This is a genomic window from Mesorhizobium sp. LNJC394B00 (assembly GCF_000502555.1).
Classification (GTDB): Bacteria; Pseudomonadota; Alphaproteobacteria; order Rhizobiales; family Rhizobiaceae; genus Mesorhizobium.
The window spans coordinates 1-14,629 of sequence record NZ_AYWH01000010.1; the positions used below are offsets into that span (position 1 = coordinate 1).

The 14,629-nt window shown below is 64.3% G+C and carries 18 protein-coding genes and 1 pseudogene; 10 read left to right on the forward strand and 9 right to left on the reverse strand.

The genetic code is table 11. The features are described from left to right. Nucleotides 1-1,124, forward strand: a 1,124-nt coding sequence (locus X751_RS139420) for a DUF6596 domain-containing protein (protein ID WP_023745877.1), incomplete at its 5' end; no start/stop codon positions are given. A gap of 9 nt (nt 1,125-1,133) precedes the next feature. On the opposite strand, the gene X751_RS139415 is transcribed toward X751_RS139420, so the two are convergent. The 3 genes from X751_RS139415 to X751_RS139405 all read right to left on the reverse strand — a co-directional run bounded on the left by X751_RS139415 (nt 1,134) and on the right by X751_RS139405 (nt 3,731). After that, entirely contained in the window at nt 1,134-1,760 is a 627-nt protein-coding gene (locus X751_RS139415) for a glutathione S-transferase family protein (protein ID WP_023681237.1), read from the reverse strand. Nucleotides 1,761-1,959: 199 nt separating this feature from the next. After that, nucleotides 1,960-2,934, reverse strand: a complete 975-nt coding sequence (gene cysK, locus X751_RS139410; RefSeq protein WP_023672045.1) for a cysteine synthase A — start codon at nt 2,932-2,934, stop codon at nt 1,960-1,962. Between the two features lie 179 nt (nt 2,935-3,113). Next, entirely contained in the window at nt 3,114-3,731 is a 618-nt protein-coding gene (locus tag X751_RS139405; RefSeq protein WP_023745878.1) for a LysE family translocator, read from the reverse strand. Nucleotides 3,732-3,909: 178 nt separating this feature from the next. Between X751_RS139405 and X751_RS139400 the strand changes: the two genes are divergently transcribed. Further along, the gene (locus tag X751_RS139400) at nt 3,910-4,815 is read left to right on the forward strand and encodes a hypothetical protein (protein WP_156936405.1); all 906 of its coding nucleotides are present in this window, start codon (nt 3,910-3,912) and stop codon (nt 4,813-4,815) included. A gap of 24 nt (nt 4,816-4,839) precedes the next feature. Here the strand turns inward: X751_RS139400 and X751_RS139395 are convergent, their stop codons facing one another. From X751_RS139395 to hrcA, 3 genes are all read right to left on the reverse strand, one after another. Further along, on the reverse strand, nt 4,840-6,189 hold the full coding sequence (locus X751_RS139395) for a sorbosone dehydrogenase family protein (protein ID WP_023745879.1): 1,350 nt from the start codon (nt 6,187-6,189) through the stop codon (nt 4,840-4,842). 109 nt (nt 6,190-6,298) lie between these two features. Beyond that, complete coding sequence (locus X751_RS139390) at nt 6,299-6,499, reverse strand: hypothetical protein (RefSeq protein ID WP_023672050.1); 201 nt, start codon at nt 6,497-6,499, stop codon at nt 6,299-6,301. Between the two features lie 36 nt (nt 6,500-6,535). Further along, the gene (hrcA, locus tag X751_RS139385; protein ID WP_023681233.1) at nt 6,536-7,621 is read right to left on the reverse strand and encodes a heat-inducible transcriptional repressor HrcA; all 1,086 of its coding nucleotides are present in this window, start codon (nt 7,619-7,621) and stop codon (nt 6,536-6,538) included. Nucleotides 7,622-7,792: 171 nt separating this feature from the next. Between hrcA and rph the strand changes: the two genes are divergently transcribed. The 6 genes and pseudogenes from rph (at nt 7,793) to X751_RS01000000164165 (ending at nt 11,680) form a co-directional block, all read left to right on the forward strand. After that, the gene (gene rph, locus X751_RS139380) at nt 7,793-8,509 is read left to right on the forward strand and encodes a ribonuclease PH (protein ID WP_023672052.1); all 717 of its coding nucleotides are present in this window, start codon (nt 7,793-7,795) and stop codon (nt 8,507-8,509) included. A gap of 190 nt (nt 8,510-8,699) precedes the next feature. Then, complete coding sequence (locus X751_RS139375) at nt 8,700-9,110, forward strand: VOC family protein (RefSeq protein ID WP_023745880.1); 411 nt, start codon at nt 8,700-8,702, stop codon at nt 9,108-9,110. Continuing rightward, nucleotides 9,110-9,757, forward strand: a complete 648-nt coding sequence (rdgB, locus tag X751_RS139370) for an RdgB/HAM1 family non-canonical purine NTP pyrophosphatase (RefSeq protein ID WP_023745881.1) — start codon at nt 9,110-9,112, stop codon at nt 9,755-9,757. The genes X751_RS139375 and rdgB overlap by 1 nt, the downstream gene beginning before the upstream one ends. Beyond that, a complete protein-coding gene (hemW, locus tag X751_RS139365) occupies nt 9,757-10,914 on the forward strand; it encodes a radical SAM family heme chaperone HemW (protein ID WP_023681230.1) in 1,158 nt (385 codons plus the stop codon). Before rdgB ends, hemW begins: the two co-directional genes overlap by 1 nt. A gap of 71 nt (nt 10,915-10,985) precedes the next feature. Next, nucleotides 10,986-11,354, forward strand: coding sequence for a hypothetical protein (locus X751_RS139360; RefSeq protein ID WP_155923877.1), 369 nt, complete (start codon nt 10,986-10,988; stop codon nt 11,352-11,354). A 3-nt stretch (nt 11,355-11,357) separates the two neighbouring features. Then, nucleotides 11,358-11,680, forward strand: a pseudogene (locus tag X751_RS01000000164165) (low molecular weight protein tyrosine phosphatase family protein). A gap of 113 nt (nt 11,681-11,793) precedes the next feature. On the opposite strand, the gene X751_RS139355 reads toward X751_RS01000000164165, so the two are convergent. Further along, a complete protein-coding gene (locus X751_RS139355; RefSeq protein ID WP_023672058.1) occupies nt 11,794-11,982 on the reverse strand; it encodes a hypothetical protein in 189 nt (62 codons plus the stop codon). Nucleotides 11,983-11,989: 7 nt separating this feature from the next. After that, the gene (locus tag X751_RS139350; protein WP_023672059.1) at nt 11,990-12,175 is read right to left on the reverse strand and encodes a hypothetical protein; all 186 of its coding nucleotides are present in this window, start codon (nt 12,173-12,175) and stop codon (nt 11,990-11,992) included. Nucleotides 12,176-12,347: 172 nt separating this feature from the next. Here X751_RS139350 and rsmI point away from each other — a divergent pair, with 172 nt between their 5' ends. Together rsmI and X751_RS139340 are read left to right on the forward strand one after the other, a co-directional pair. Then, nucleotides 12,348-13,256: a 16S rRNA (cytidine(1402)-2'-O)-methyltransferase gene (rsmI, locus tag X751_RS139345; protein ID WP_023745883.1), complete on the forward strand. Its 909-nt coding sequence runs from the start codon at nt 12,348-12,350 to the stop codon at nt 13,254-13,256. After that, nucleotides 13,249-13,626 carry a YraN family protein gene (locus tag X751_RS139340; protein ID WP_023745884.1) on the forward strand — a complete coding sequence of 126 codons (378 nt, stop codon included), beginning with the start codon at nt 13,249-13,251 and terminating at the stop codon, nt 13,624-13,626. Before rsmI ends, X751_RS139340 begins: the two co-directional genes overlap by 8 nt. Nucleotides 13,627-13,801: 175 nt before the next feature. Here the strand turns inward: X751_RS139340 and X751_RS139335 are convergent, their stop codons facing one another. Continuing rightward, a complete protein-coding gene (locus X751_RS139335; protein ID WP_023745885.1) occupies nt 13,802-14,608 on the reverse strand; it encodes an undecaprenyl-diphosphate phosphatase in 807 nt (268 codons plus the stop codon). Nucleotides 14,609-14,629: the final 21 nt, after the last annotated feature.

Below are 14,629 nucleotides of genomic sequence, written 5' to 3' on the forward strand. Positions count from 1 at the left end.
TGGCCGAGGCCTTCGCCGCGGCGCTGGAGCGCTGGCCACAGACCGGCGTGCCCGACAAGCCGGAAGCATGGCTGCTGGCCGTGGCGCGCCGGCGGCGCGTCGACGCGGTGCGCCGTCGGCTGACCAGCGAGGCGAGCCGCGACCATCTCAAGCTGATGGCCGAGGAGATGGAGGCGAGCATGGAAGACGAAGACCTTCCCGACGAACGTCTCAGGCTGATGTTTGCATGTGCGCATCCGGCGATCGAAGCCAGCGTGCGGGCGCCGCTGATCCTGCAGACCATTCTGGGTTTCGACGCGGCGACGATCGCCTCGGCCTTCCTGGTTTCGCCGGCGACGATGGGCCAGCGTCTGGTGCGCGCCAAGAGCCGCATCCGCGAGATCGGCATTCCGTTCCGCGTGCCGGATCGCGCCGAACTCGGCGAGCGGCTGGGAACGGTGCTGGAAGCGATCTACGCGGCTTTCGCCGAAGGCTGGACCGACCCGGCAGGGACCGAGACGAGAGCGCGCAATCTGGCGACCGAAGGCATCTGGCTCGGGCGGCTGGTGGCATCGCTGATGCCGGACGAACCGGAAGCGCTCGGCCTGCTGGCGCTGATGCTGTTTGCCGAGGCGCGCCGCCCGGCGCGGCGCGATGCGGCTGGAGATTATGTGCCGCTCGCCGGCCAGGATTGCCGTCTTTGGGATCACGCGCTGATCGACGAAGCCGAGGCGCTGCTGGGCCACGCCGCCACCATGGGCGTCATCGGCCGCTACCAGCTCGAAGCGGCGGTACAATCGGTGCATGCGACGCGGCGACGGACCGGCCAAACCGATTGGGCGGCGATCCGTAACTTCTACGATGCGCTGTCAGCGATATCAGGCTCGCCGGTGATTTCGATCAACCGCGCCGTGGCGATTGCCGAGGCCGAAGGGGCGGCGGCAGGACTGGCGGCGCTCTACGTGCTGGGCGACGACAAGCGGCTCAACGACTATCAGCCCTATTGGGCCGCTCGCGCCGGCCTGCTGGCCAGGCTCGGCAATGCGGCGCAAGCGGTCGAAGCCTATGACCGGGCGATCGGCCTTGAACGCGACCCCGCCGTGCGCCGCTTCCTGCAGGCGAAACGGGCGATCCTGCGAAATTGAAGCGTCCGTTCAGGCCGGCCACATTTCATGCGTGGTGTTGAGCCGTTTCATCAGCGGATGCGCGCGCAGCGCCGACCATAAGCGTTCGATGTTCGGCCAGTCGGCTCGCGCCTTGTCCATATCGGGGTGCCAGGCCACCAGCATGACGAGGTAGATGTCGGCCAGCGACATCGCGTCGCCGACCAGCCAGCCGCGCCCCTCGAGGGCTGCATCGACAATGGCGAAGCCGCGGTCCATCTCGGCAATGGCTGCCTGCTTGACGGCTTTCTTGCCGTCGGCATCGGCGGTGTAGCGATGGGCATAGTAGAGGCGCAGGATGGCGGGGTAGAGCACCGATGACATGAACGCCATCCAGCGCAGGAAACCGGCGCGATCCGGCGATCCGGCGGCCGGCGCCAGACCCGCCTCCGGATGGCGCTCGGCAAGCAGGATGCAGATCGCCGCCGATTCGGTTATCGATTGACCGTTGGGCAAGGTCAGCACCGGAACCTGGTTCAACGGGCTGATGTCGAGGAAAGCCGGGTCCGGCGGATCCTTCTTCGGCACATCGATCTGGTCGAATTGCGCGTTTGCCAGCGCCAATGCGGCCTCGACGACAAAACCGCCGCTGCCTGGGCGCGTGTAAAGCTTGTACATGTGATTCTCCCCCTGCCCGCGCGAAGCAGGCCGGGGCGATTTGACCCTGAAGCCGCCTCCCGCTCAAGCCGGTGGCGGACGCCACGGCCGGGTTTTCTGCGGTCCAGCCATGAGACTTCCGATGTCGGAGGGACAGCACCCCCGATGCCCGGCAGGGCAGAGGGGGGTGCGAAGGATCGCCGCCTATCCAGTTAAGACGTTAAGCCCCCAGCCCGTCGAACAGGATCGTCGACAGATAGCGCTCGGCGAAGGACGGGATGATCACCACCAGGTTCTTGCCCTTGTTCTCCGGCCGCGACCCGACGGCGATGGCGGCCTGCAGGGCAGCGCCCGACGAGATGCCGACCGGCACGCCTTCAAGGCGGGCGACGAGGCGGGCGTTGGCGACCGAATCCTCGTTGGAGACCTTGACGATCTCGTCATAGATCGAGGTGTCGAGGATCTTGGGCGCAAAGCCGGCGCCGATGCCTTGGATCTTGTGCGGGCCGGGCTGGCCGCCCGACAGCACCGGCGAGGCCTCCGGCTCGACGGCGACGACATGCACCGAGGGCTTGCGTTGCTTCAGCACCTGGCCGACGCCGGTGATCGTGCCGCCGGTACCGATGCCGGCGACGAAGATGTCGACCCCGCCATCGGTGTCGTTCCAGATCTCCTCGGCGGTGGTGCGGCGGTGGATCTCCGGGTTGGCCGGGTTTTCGAACTGCTGCGGGATGACGGCGTCAGGCAGGGTGGCGGCCAATTCGTCGGCCTTGGCGATGGCGCCCTTCATGCCTTTCGGCCCTTCCGTCAGCACCAGTTCGGCGCCGAGCAGCGCCAGCATCTTGCGGCGCTCCACCGACATGGTTTCGGGCATGGTCAGGATCAGCTTGTAGCCCTTGGCGGCGGCGGCGAAGGCGAGCGCGATGCCGGTATTCCCCGAGGTCGGCTCGATCAGCGTCGTCTTGCCGGGTTTGATCCGGCCCGACGCTTCCAGCGCCTCGATCATGGAAACGCCGATGCGGTCCTTGACCGAGGCGATCGGATTGAAGAATTCGAGCTTGGCAAGAAGGTTGGCAACGACGCCCTTCTCCTTGGCGAACTTGTCGAGCCGCACCAGCGGCGTGTCGCCGATCGTCTCGGTGATCGAGTTGTAGACACGGCCGCGGCCGGGCACGCGCGCGGAAGGCTTGTTCATTGGTTTCGCTCCCAAATCAGATCAGGCAATTGGCGTCGGCGGACAGAATAGGGCTTTCGCCCGCGCAAGATAGGCTGCCGGCCGAAAATATCGAGTGGGCCGCTTGCTGAAAACGCTTGTCCCCTCAAGCCGCATTTTCCGGATGGACCGATCGGCGGAATGGATGGGCCTGAACCGATCTACTGACGTGCGGCAATGGCAGCGGCCGCGCCCACCATGAAGCCGGCGGCGGTGCGGTTCAGCGCCTTCAGCGCGCGTGGCGATTTCAGGAACCAGCGCGCCTTGGCGGCCAGCGCAAGATATGGCACCAGCACCACGAAGAGCACAATGACGGTGAGCGCGACCAGGATGCCGTAGTCGGCGAGCGTGATGGTCTTCAGGTCGACGATGGTCGGCGTGATGGCGAGGTAGAAGATCATCGTTTTCGGGTTGCCCAGCGTGACGGAGAGGCCGGCAAGGAAGCTCGATACCAGGCCGCCCTTGCCTTTCCTGGCCTCGACAGTCTCGGGCGTGATCCCGGCCGTCCAGAAACGCCAGCCGAGGAAGGCGAGATAGGAGACGCCCAGCCATTTGATGGCGAGAAACACCATGCCGAAGCTTTGCGCGACAAAGGCAAGGCCGAGCACCACCGCGGTGAGATAAATGAGGTCGCCGAGCATCAGGCCGAACGACATCGCCAGCGATGAGCGGAAGCCGGATCCGAGCGCCCGCGCCACAAGCGCGGTGACGCCGGGCCCGGGAATGGCGGCGGCGATGCCCAGCGCAGCACTATAGGCAAGGAAGCCGGCGAGGGTCATGACGGTCGCACCTCGTGAAACGACTCTGATGCCATGAAAGCCTGCAACGGCAAAACGGATTCGATTGCGCCAAGCAGGGCATGAAAGCCGGTCATCCTCGCCTGAAAGCGAGAGATGGTTCACTTACGCCCCGAAGGCGGTCGGCTATCTCGCATGGCTCCGAACGGCAGGAGCACCCATGTTAGCCAAAAGACTTCACATCCAGCTCATGAAGTGGATGCCCAACAACTATTCCGAAGCACGCGGTCACGTCCACGAGCTGGAATGGTATCTGTGGTTCGAGGGGCGTCAGGCTTTCAGCCTGTTCGACAAGGGCGATAGCGATGTCGTTCCGCAGACTGGATATTTTACCGACAGCCGGAACCCTGGCGCCTACCCCGTTCGTCCGATGATCTATCCGCTGGTCGTCAACAACCGCTTCAAGGTGCGGCTGGTGGCGATCGAGCGTGACGGACCGCAAAAGATAGACCCCGACGACACCGCCAAAGGCGAATTCTACATCGACCTCGACACCAAATATCCGCCGGTCTCGGACTGGCGCATCATTGCTGCCGATCCGCGCAATACCGACCTCAACGTGGAAGCGTCGTTCCAGCTGCAATGGCTGGATTATGTCGATACCGCCGAGATTGCCGAGGATGGCCCGCCACGCATCATCGACAAGTCCAATTATCCCTATCCCTGGGGCGCCAATGTGATGGTGTTCGAGCACTGGCTCGGGCTTGGCCGCAAGGCGCCGCTCAAACTCATCGACCCGAACCGCGCATCGCGCCGCGAATACTGGATGATCAATGGCAATGCGGCCCGGCGCATGGTGCAGGACCTCTATCGCTTCCACATCAACCAACTGGGCGTCGCCAACGACACCATCAGCAGTGTTTACGTGCCGAAGCTCAATGCCGGCCACGTCACGGTGAGCCTTTACGAGCACGATTTCAGCGACAGCCGCTTCGCGCAAGGGGCGAAGAAGTCCTTCGGCTCGGTCGGGCTCTTCAATCTCAGGGATACCGGTTTTGATGACCGCGTCTCATCGGCCGAGGTGATCCATACCTATCCCAAGGTGATCCATCGGGACGTGCATTAGGGCCGGATTGCGCTGTTCGCCGGCTCAGGATGGGCCATCGACATGGGTGATGCGCCAGATGGTGCCGTTGCCATCCTCGGTGACGATAAGCGCGCCGTCCTTGGCCACCGCGACGCCGACCGGCCGGCCCCAGACGGCGTCGTCGGAGAGGACGAAGCCGGTGATGAAATCCTGGTACTCGCCGGTCGGCTTGCCGTCGCTGAATCTCAGCCGCACCACCTTGTAGCCGGTCCTCATACCACGGTTCCAGGAGCCGTGCAGGGCGACGAAGGCGTCACCCTTGTACTCTGCCGGGAAATTGCCGCCGCCATAGAAGGCGATGTTGAGCGGCGCCGAATGCGCCTGCATCAGCACGTCGGGCACGGTGACCGAGCCGGCGAGGTCTGGGCGCGCGCCCTCGTGACGCGGGTCCTCGTTGGCGCCGATATAATACCAGGGCCAGCCATAGAAGGCGCCGTCCTTGACTGAGGTGGCATATTCGAACGGCACATCGTCGCCGAGACCGTCGCGCTCGTTGACGACACACCACAGCGCGCCGGTGGCCGGCTGCACGGTCATGCCCGAACAATTGCGCAGGCCGGTGGCGAGGATGCGGCCATTCTTGCCGTCGGGGCCGAAGGCCAGCACGTCGGCACGGCCATCCTCGGAACCCCAGGTGGCGCCGAGTGGCTGTGATTTTGCCCAGGCGTCAAGGCCGCCCTTCGGTGCCTTCTGCATGCCCTCCGCGACGTTCGATCCGGAGCCGACCGAGAGATACAGCGTCTTCCCGTCCGGCGAGAAGGCGATATCGCGGGTCCAGTGGCCGCCGGTAGGGATGTCGGAGACAATCGTCTCCGGTTCGCCGGAGGCTTTAAGGTCGCCGTCGCGATAGGCGTAGCGGACCACGCTGTCGTTGTTGGCGACGTAGACCCATTGCGGCTTGTCGCCAGGCGGGTAGAAGGCGATGCCATAGGGCTGGTTGAGATTGTCGGCAAAAATGCCCTCTTCGGCCGGCTTCGCGCTACCCTTGGCCAGCCGATAGACGCGGATCTGGTTGGCGTCACTGTCGGCGACGAACAGGTCGCCGTTCGGCGCCACGCGCACGACCCGCGGATTGGAAATGCCGGAAGCAACCAGTTCGGCCGAAAACCCAGGCAGCAGGACGGGCTTCGCGCCCTCGGGCCGATCGCCAAGGCCGGCGCTGTTGGAGGCGGATTCGGTGATGTTGGGCTTTTGCAGATCATCCGGCTTGATCAGCCGGCGCACACCTGGCTTGTCGGCCGTCCAGTCGCCGAAAGCGTCTTTGCCGGTCAGCAGCGGTTGATCGGCCTGCTGGGCGAAGGCGCTGGTGGCCAGAAGCAGGGCAAGGCCTGCCAAGCCGGCAATCCGGATCATGCTGTTCTCCTCGAACTCGCGCCGGTCGGCGCGTCATGCACAAGGGAGATATTGTGCGGCCGCCGCAAAAGAGAAGCGTGCGCGCGCGCAGATTCGACGAGAGAACCGCTCAACTTTCCTCTTCGACGTCGAGATCGTCGTCGAGACGCTTTTCCAATGCGACGAGATCTTCCGGCAGCGGCAAGCCCATGGCGCGCATTTCGCGCAGTTTTTCGCGCAGCTGCTCCTGGATTTCGTGCTCGTCCTCCGGCTGGTTGACCATCTCTTCGAGAAGCATGCTGATCTGGGCCTTGAACGATTCAAGCGCCATTCTGCGCCCTCCTTTACGGTGATCCCGGCTTCGGAATTATCTTAACATCCGGGTAATCAATTGGGCCGTGTAGTCGACCATCGGCACGATGCGGGCATAATTCAGCCTGGTCGGGCCGATGACACCGAGCGCGCCGACGACGCGGGCGTCCTTGTCGCGGTAGGGCGCCACGACCAGCGACGAGCCGGACAGCGAGAACAGCTTGTTTTCCGAGCCGATGAAGATTCGCACGCCGGGGCCGTCCTCGGCGAGGTCGAGCAGCTGGATCAGCCCGTCCTGCGTCTCCAGATCCTCGAACAGGTGGCGCAGCAATTCGATATCGGCCTGGGCGGTGACGTTTTCGAGCAAATTGGCGCGGCCGCGCACGATAAGGCGCGCCGGCAGGCCGCTGTCGGCGCCGGCCCACACCGCCAGGCCTTTCTCGACCAGATCCTGCGACAGCGTGTCCAGCGCTGCCCTGGTCTCGTCCTTGATGCGGGCGATCTCGATGCGCGCCTCGGCGAGCGTGCGGCCCCTGATATGGGCGTTGAGGAAGTTGGAGGCCTCGTGCAGCTGCGAGACGGTGATGCCGGCCGGCAGGTCGACGACGCGGTTCTCGACATCGCCATTCTGCGACACCATCACCGCCAGCGCCTTGGTCGGCTCGAGCTGGATGAACTCGATGTGCTTCAGCGCCACCTCGTTCTTGGTGGCGAGCACCAGGCCGGCGCCGCGCGACATGCCCGACAGCATCTGGCTGGCCTCGGTCAGCATGTGTTCCAGCGTCGCGCCCGAGCCGGAGGCGCGCACCTGCGCCTCGATGACCCGGCGTTCCTCGTCGGAGAGATCGCCAAGCTCCATGAAGGCATCGACGAAGAAGCGCAGGCCGGTCTGGGTCGGCAGGCGCCCGGCCGAGATGTGCGGGGCATAGATCAGGCCGAGATGCTCGAGGTCGCTCATCACATTGCGGATGGTGGCCGGCGACAGCGACGACGGCAGGATGCGCGACAGGCTGCGCGATCCCACAGGCTCACCGTCCTTCAGATAGGATTCGACGATGCGCCGGAAAATGTCGCGCGAACGCATGTCGAGCGATTGCAGCGCGGGCGCCAGCAGACTGGGTTCGGTGACTGCCTTGGTCATTCGAGCCAAAAACCTCCGGCCCAAGGATATAGACTTCCATCGCCGCCGCGCAACCCGGCGTCGCACTTGCGATCGCCCCAGCGTCTGTGCCGGGGCCTTTTCCTTTGCGCCATGGGCTGCATGCGTCTACAAGCCGCCGACGCAACCATAAAAGAACAGAAAGAGGCCTCGATGCGCCCTTCCAAACGCCAAGCCGACGAAATGCGCGCCATCTCCTTCGAGCGCGGCGTCTCCAAACACGCCGAAGGCTCGTGCCTGGTGAAATTCGGCGACACGCATGTGTTGTGCACGGCGAGCCTGGAGGAAAAGGTGCCGGGCTGGATGCGCAATTCCGGCAAGGGCTGGGTGACGGCGGAATACGGCATGCTGCCGCGTTCGACCGGCGAGCGCATGCGCCGTGAAGCCTCGGCCGGCAAGCAAGGCGGCCGCACGCTGGAAATCCAGCGGCTGATCGGCCGCTCCTTGCGCGCCGTTGTCGACCTGCAGGCCCTGGGCGAACAGCAGATCACCGTCGACTGCGACGTCATCCAGGCCGATGGCGGCACCCGCACGGCCTCGATCACCGGCGGCTGGGTGGCGCTCTACGATTGCCTGCGCTGGATGGAAGCGCGGCAGATGGCCAGTGTTGCCAAGGTGCTGAAGGACCATGTCGCGGCAATTTCCTGCGGCATCCATGACGGCCAGCCGGTCATCGACCTCGACTACATCGAGGATTCATCTGCCGGCACCGACGCCAATTTCGTCATGACCGGCAAGGGCGGCATCGTCGAGATCCAGGGCACCGCCGAGGGCGAGCCGTTCTCGGAAGGGCAGTTCGCGGAGCTGATGGGCCTGGCAAAGAAGGGCATTCAGCGGCTGGTGAGCTTGCAGCAGATGGCTGTGGCCTGATTGAATTTAACGTGATGACGTCGGCGATCCTTCACACCCCCCTCTGGCCTGCCGGCCATCTCCCCCGCAAGGGGGGAGATCAGAGGTCGCTACCGTTTTCGCCAACCATCAACGTTGAGACGCCGCCAGCGGAACTGCCAATCTCCCCCCTTGCGGGGGAGATGCCCGGCAGGGCGGAGGGGGGTGCCTGATGCAACCCTCCGCTATTCTTGAGTCAGCGCTTTACGTCACGGATCTCGCCGCTGCCGAAGCCTTCTACTCCAACGTCCTCGGCCTCCCTCTCCTCGGCAAGGTCGACGGCCGCCATCTCTTCTTCCGCTGCGGCCCGGGCGTGCTGCTGGTCTTCTACGCCGAAGCCACCAAAATCCCGCCGGCGCCCGATGCGCGGCTGAAAGTGCCGCCACATGGCACGGTCGGCGAGGGCCATCTCTGCTTTGCCGCAAGTGCGGATGAACTCGCACAGTGGAAGGCGCAACTTGAGGCGAAAAACATCGCCATCGAAAGCGAATTCGAATGGCCGCAGGGCGGGCGCTCGATCTACATACGCGACCCCTCGGGCAATTCGATCGAATTCGCCGAGCCAAGGATCTGGGGCCTTTGATGCATTCTCTCGATGGAAAGAAGATCGTCGTTGCCAGCAACAATGAAGGCAAGCTGCGCGAATTCGCCGATTTGATGGGTCCGTTCGGCTTCGAGGCGAAGTCGGCCAAGGACTACGGCCTGCCGGAACCGGAGGAGACCGGCACCACCTTCGAGGAAAACGCCTACATCAAGGCCTTCGCCGCGGCTAAGGCGACCGGCCTGCCGGCGCTGTCGGACGATTCGGGCCTGTGCGTCGACGCGCTCGACGGCGCCCCCGGCGTCTACACCGCCAATTGGGCCGAAGCTCCCGATGGCAGCCGCGACTTCGGGATGGCCATGCAGCGCACCGAAGTGGCCTTGCAGGAGGTCGGCGCCGCCAAGCCAGCGCAGCGCAAGGGGCGGTTCGTCGCCGTCATCTGCCTGGCCTTCCCCAATGGCGAGGCTGAATATTATCGCGGCGAAGCTGAGGGAACGCTGGTGTGGCCGCCGCGCGGCGAACTGGGCTTCGGCTACGACCCGGTGTTTTTGCCCGACGGTTTCGACAAGACGTTCGGCGAGATGAGCGCTGAGGAAAAACACGGCTGGAAGCCCGGTCAGCCGACGGCGCTGTCGCACCGCGCCCGCGCCTTCCAGAAATTCGCCCGCGCCAGGTTAGGCTCAGCTTAATGTCGCTGGACCGCAGCCCGGGCTTCGGGGTCTACATCCATTGGCCGTTCTGCGCGGCCAAATGCCCGTATTGCGACTTCAACAGCCATGTCCGTCACCAGCCGGTCGACCAGGAGCGCTTTGCCCGCGCCTTCGAGAACGAGCTGAAGACCATGAGCGAGCGGACCGGGCCGCGCGAAGTGACCAGTATCTTTCTCGGCGGCGGCACACCGTCGCTGATGCAGCCGCAGACGGTGGCGGCGGTGCTGGACGCCGTGGCGAAGAACTGGACGGTGCCCGACGGCATCGAGGTGACGCTGGAAGCCAATCCGTCCTCGGTCGAGGCCGAGCGATTTCGCGGCTACCGCGCCGCCGGCGTCAACCGTGTGTCGCTCGGCGTGCAGGCGCTGAACGACAAGGATCTGCGCTTCCTCGGCCGGCTGCACAATGTCGACGAGGCGCTGCATGCAATTGGCCTGGCACGGGACATATTCCCAAGACTTTCCTTCGACCTGATCTACGCCCGCCCCGGCCAGACGCTGGATGACTGGCAGGCGGAGCTCGAACAGGCGATCGGCCATGCCGCCGACCATCTGTCGCTCTACCAGCTGACCATCGAGGAAGGCACGCCGTTCCATGCCCTTCATGCGGCGAACAAATTCATCATCCCCGATAATGACCGGGCCGCCGATCTCTATGCGCTGACGCAGGAGATCACCGCAGCGCATGGCCTGCCGGCCTATGAGATTTCCAACCACGCCAGGCCGGGCGCCGAGAGCCGGCACAATCTGACCTATTGGCGCTATGGCGAATATGTCGGCGTCGGACCGGGCGCGCATGGCCGCTTTATCGAGAACGGCCACCGCACCGTGACGATCGCCGAGCGGATGCCGGAGACCTGGGCCAATCTGGTGGAGGCCAGGGGCCATGGCGTCACCGGCGGCGAGATCCTGACGCGCTCCGAAGAGGCCGACGAGTTCCTGCTGATGGGGCTGAGGTTGGCCGAAGGCATCGACCTTTCCCGCTACGAGGCGTTTTCCGGGCGCGGCCTGTCGAGCGCCCGGCTGACCGTGCTGCAGGATGAGGGGCTGGTGGCGCCGATCGGCAATGCGAGGCTACGCGCCACGCCAGCCGGCATGATCGTGCTCGATGCCGTGGTGGCGGATTTGGCGCGGTGAGCCCACAGGGCAAATGGCCGGGCTGTTGGACGATTTATCGGCTTGAGCAAGGATGTTAGAAAGTCGACTTGTTGAACCGCTGGCGTGCCAGCGCCGCATCCGAGGTGACTCCTGCGATGACGTTCCTGATCCACGAGACCTTGATGACATTGAACACGGATGATGTGTTCGAGTTTGGATTGACCGAAATCTTGAGATCTCCAGAGCAAGACGACCTCTTTGAGGCTCAGGCGATTTTCATCAGGAACGCAACGGTCACATCGAAACTAAAATTGACCCACTTGAGCGAATTCAGCGTTGTCCTCAGTTTCATAACATATATTGGAAATAAGCTTCGCGGAATCGCCAAGGATGAGTTGCTCGAGTTTGATCTGAATGGACTCACATTTGATCAGTACATCCCTCTCAGCAAAAATCTGCGTAAGATCTGGGATGAGTAGTCGGTGAAGAACGTCCTGTTCGTCTGCAGCCAGAACCGCTTGCGCAGCCCGACCGCCGAGCAGGTGTTCTCCAAACGTAGGGATATCGAGGTCGAGTCGGCCGGCACCAATCACGATGCAGACACGCCGCTGACGCATGAACTGGTCGCCTGGGCCGACATCGTCTTCGTGATGGAAAAAGCGCACCGCACCAAGCTGCAGAAGAATTCAAGGAGAGCCTGAAGAAGGCCCGCGTCATCTGCCTCGACATCCCGGATGACTACGGATCCATGGATCCGGAGTTGATCGACCTTCTGAAGGCACGGGCTTCGCGATATCTCGATTGAACTATGGGGGCTTCGTAACCACGCGTTCGTCATCCTCGAGTCTGCGCCGCGTCGCTTCGCTCCTTGCTCGCCCGTGATGACGAAGTGAGGGTGGTCCTCGCCAATCGCGAAGGTCAAGCGTCGTGCTTGAAGCGGCGCTTGCCGCGGTGTTTCTCGGCATGCGCCTCTCCGGTCCGGGCCGGCTTGGCGTCGCTCTTGTCCCGGCGGACGCTGTTCTGGTCGTTCATCGGATGCGGCGGCGCGCCTTCGCGGGCGCTCTTCGTTTCAAGACGGGTGATGAAGATATCGAAACGATTGGGCATCGTACGGTCAGTGCTCCGTCGTGCTGTCCGGTTTGTTGTCCGAAAGCCTGACATTCGTCGGCAAGGCGGTGGCCGTCCGACTGGCCAGGCCGGTGTCGCTTTCGGCGAGCGCACGCTTGCCCTTTCGCGCAGTGAAGCGCTTGCGCTCGGCATAATAGGGCTCGAAAACGTCCTGCAATTCCAGGCTGTCCATCCTGTCCTCCTCCTCAAGAGACTCAGGTATTCAATCCGCCAGCCACGCTTTCGTTCCCCACTGTGGCAAAGACATGGCCGCCGGGTTACATCGGCGTCAGGTTTGGCCCGACGTTCGGGAGTTTTGCAACCCGGCGCGCGCCATGCCAAACAGGGCGAAATGGAGAGACCCGGTGACCGGCGAGAAACGCAGCTATGTGATCGGGCAGACCGAGGTCGCAGTCCGGCCGCTGGCGCCGGCGCTGTATCTGGTGGCGACGCCGATCGGCAACCTCTCCGACATCACGCTGCGCGCCTTGGAAACGCTGGCTGCCGCCGACATAGTCGCCTGCGAGGACACCCGCGTCTCACGCGTGCTGCTCGACCGCTACGGCATCCGCAGGCGCACAACCGCCTATCACGAACACAATGCCGGCGAGGCGGGACCGAAGCTGATCGCAGCACTCGAGGCCGGGCAGAGCGTGGCGCTGATTTCGGATGCCGGCACGCCGCTGATCTCCGACCCAGGCTACCGGCTGGTCGGCGAAGCGCTGGAGCACGGCCTGCGCGTGGTGCCGATCCCCGGCCCATCGGCGCCGCTGGCGGCGCTGACTGCGTCGGGCCTGCCGTCCGACGCCTTCCTGTTTGCGGGGTTTTTGCCGGTGAAATCTGGGCAGCGGCTGACCAGGCTGGAGACCTTCAAGACGGTGCCGGCAACGCTGATCTTCTTCGAGTCGCCACGCCGGCTGGCCGATACGCTGCTTGCGATGGTCGAGGCGCTGGGTGGTGGGCGCAAGGCCGCCATCGGCCGCGAGCTGACCAAGACTTTTGAAGAGATGCGGACGGGAACGCTGCAGGCGCTGGCCGACCACTATGCGGCGGCTGACACGCCGAAGGGCGAGATCGTCATCTGCGTCGGGCCCGCCGAGATCAAGGCCGACCAACCCGCCGACATCGACAGGCTGCTGCTGTCGCTGGCCGCCGAAATGCCGGCGTCCAAGGCGGCGGCGGAAGCGGCGAAGATGACAGGCGGGCAGAAGCAGTCGCTCTACCGCCGGCTGCTGGAACTCAGGGATGCGGTTGGAGAAGGCGAAGGTGGCTGAGCGCCCGGCCGCCAGCCGCCAAAAAGCCTATCGGCGCGGCCATCGCGGCGAGTGGCTGGCGGCGGCGGCGCTGATGCTGAAAGGTTATCGCATCCTCGCCCGCCGGCATCGCACCCGCTTCGGCGAGATCGACCTGATCGCCAGGCGCGGCGACCTGGTGCTGTTCGTCGAGGTCAAGGCGCGGCGCACGCTGATGGAAGCGATGGAGGCGATTGGCCACGAATCGGAGCGCCGCATCGAGGGCGCGGCCGACATCTGGCTGTCGCGCCAACCGGATTATGGCAGATTGTCGATGCGCTTCGACATGATCGCGGTGCTGCCCTGGCGCTGGCCTGTGCATGTCGAGAACGCGTTTTATGGGAGGAGTTAGCGGCCTTTACCCTCCCCCTTGTGGGGAGGGTCGGTGAGCAAGCGACGCGTCGTTGGCGAAACGGGGCGGGGGTGTGGCGCCGACCCCCACCCCGATCCGCTTTGCGGATCGACTGACCGGGGCGAGCCGCCTGTCTCGCCCGTCCTTCGGACCCCCACAAGGGGGAGGGTAAAGCTCACCCCCAGATCATCAGCGCCACCAACCCCACAGTGCCCACCACCAGGCGCCACCAGCCGAAGAGCGAGTAGCCGTTGCGCGAGACGTAATCGAGCAGGAAGCGCACGACGATCAGCGCGGTAACGAAGGCGGCGACGAAGCCGATGGCGATGATCGGCAGATCGGCGCTGCTCAGCACGTTGCGGTTCTTGAACAGATCGAAGGCGAAGGCGCCGACCATGGTCGGTATGGCGAGGAAGAAGGAGAATTCCGCCGCCGCGCGCTTGTCGACGCCCAGCAGCAGCGCGCCGACGATGGTCGAACCGGAGCGCGACGTCCCGGGGATCAGCGACAGGCACTGGAACAGGCCGATTTGCAAATAAAGCCTTGTCGGGAAGCGCTCGACGTCGCGGTAGACCGGCTGCAGCTTCATGCGGTCGACGACCAGCAGCACGACGCCGCCGATGATCAGCATGATGCAGATCAGCCTTGGCGATTCGAACAGCACCGTCTTGATGAAATCATGCGCCAGCGCGCCGATGATGGCGGCCGGCAGGAAGGCAATCAGGATGCCGATGACGAAATGCCGCGTCAGCCGATCATGCGGCAGGTCGAGCAGCATCTGCCACAGACGGCGGAAATAGACGCTGAGGATCGCCAGGATGGCGCCGAGCTGGATCAGGATCTCGAACGCCTTGCCGGTGGAATGGAAGCCGAGGAAATGGCCGGCGAGCAGGATATGGCCGGTCGAGGAGACCGGGATGAACTCGGTCAGCCCCTCCAGCAGGCCGAGCAGCAGGGCTTCGACGATGGTGTGGCTATCCATGGCAACCTCGGCATTCAAGGG

Coding starts and splice junctions, on each gene's coding strand:
- X751_RS139415 (WP_023681237.1), bottom strand. CDS start 1,760: ATGTACAAGCTTTACACGCGCCCAGGCAGCGGCGGTTTTGTCGTCGAG.
- cysK (WP_023672045.1), bottom strand. CDS start 2,934: ATGAACAAGCCTTCCGCGCGCGTGCCCGGCCGCGGCCGTGTCTACAAC.
- X751_RS139405 (WP_023745878.1), bottom strand. CDS start 3,731: ATGACCCTCGCCGGCTTCCTTGCCTATAGTGCTGCGCTGGGCATCGCC.
- X751_RS139400 (WP_156936405.1), top strand. CDS start 3,910: ATGTTAGCCAAAAGACTTCACATCCAGCTCATGAAGTGGATGCCCAAC.
- X751_RS139395 (WP_023745879.1), bottom strand. CDS start 6,189: ATGATCCGGATTGCCGGCTTGGCAGGCCTTGCCCTGCTTCTGGCCACC.
- X751_RS139390 (WP_023672050.1), bottom strand. CDS start 6,499: ATGGCGCTTGAATCGTTCAAGGCCCAGATCAGCATGCTTCTCGAAGAG.
- hrcA (WP_023681233.1), bottom strand. CDS start 7,621: ATGACCAAGGCAGTCACCGAACCCAGTCTGCTGGCGCCCGCGCTGCAA.
- rph (WP_023672052.1), top strand. CDS start 7,793: ATGCGCCCTTCCAAACGCCAAGCCGACGAAATGCGCGCCATCTCCTTC.
- X751_RS139375 (WP_023745880.1), top strand. CDS start 8,700: ATGCAACCCTCCGCTATTCTTGAGTCAGCGCTTTACGTCACGGATCTC.
- rdgB (WP_023745881.1), top strand. CDS start 9,110: ATGCATTCTCTCGATGGAAAGAAGATCGTCGTTGCCAGCAACAATGAA.
- hemW (WP_023681230.1), top strand. CDS start 9,757: ATGTCGCTGGACCGCAGCCCGGGCTTCGGGGTCTACATCCATTGGCCG.
- X751_RS139355 (WP_023672058.1), bottom strand. CDS start 11,982: ATGCCCAATCGTTTCGATATCTTCATCACCCGTCTTGAAACGAAGAGC.
- X751_RS139350 (WP_023672059.1), bottom strand. CDS start 12,175: ATGGACAGCCTGGAATTGCAGGACGTTTTCGAGCCCTATTATGCCGAG.
- X751_RS139335 (WP_023745885.1), bottom strand. CDS start 14,608: ATGGATAGCCACACCATCGTCGAAGCCCTGCTGCTCGGCCTGCTGGAG.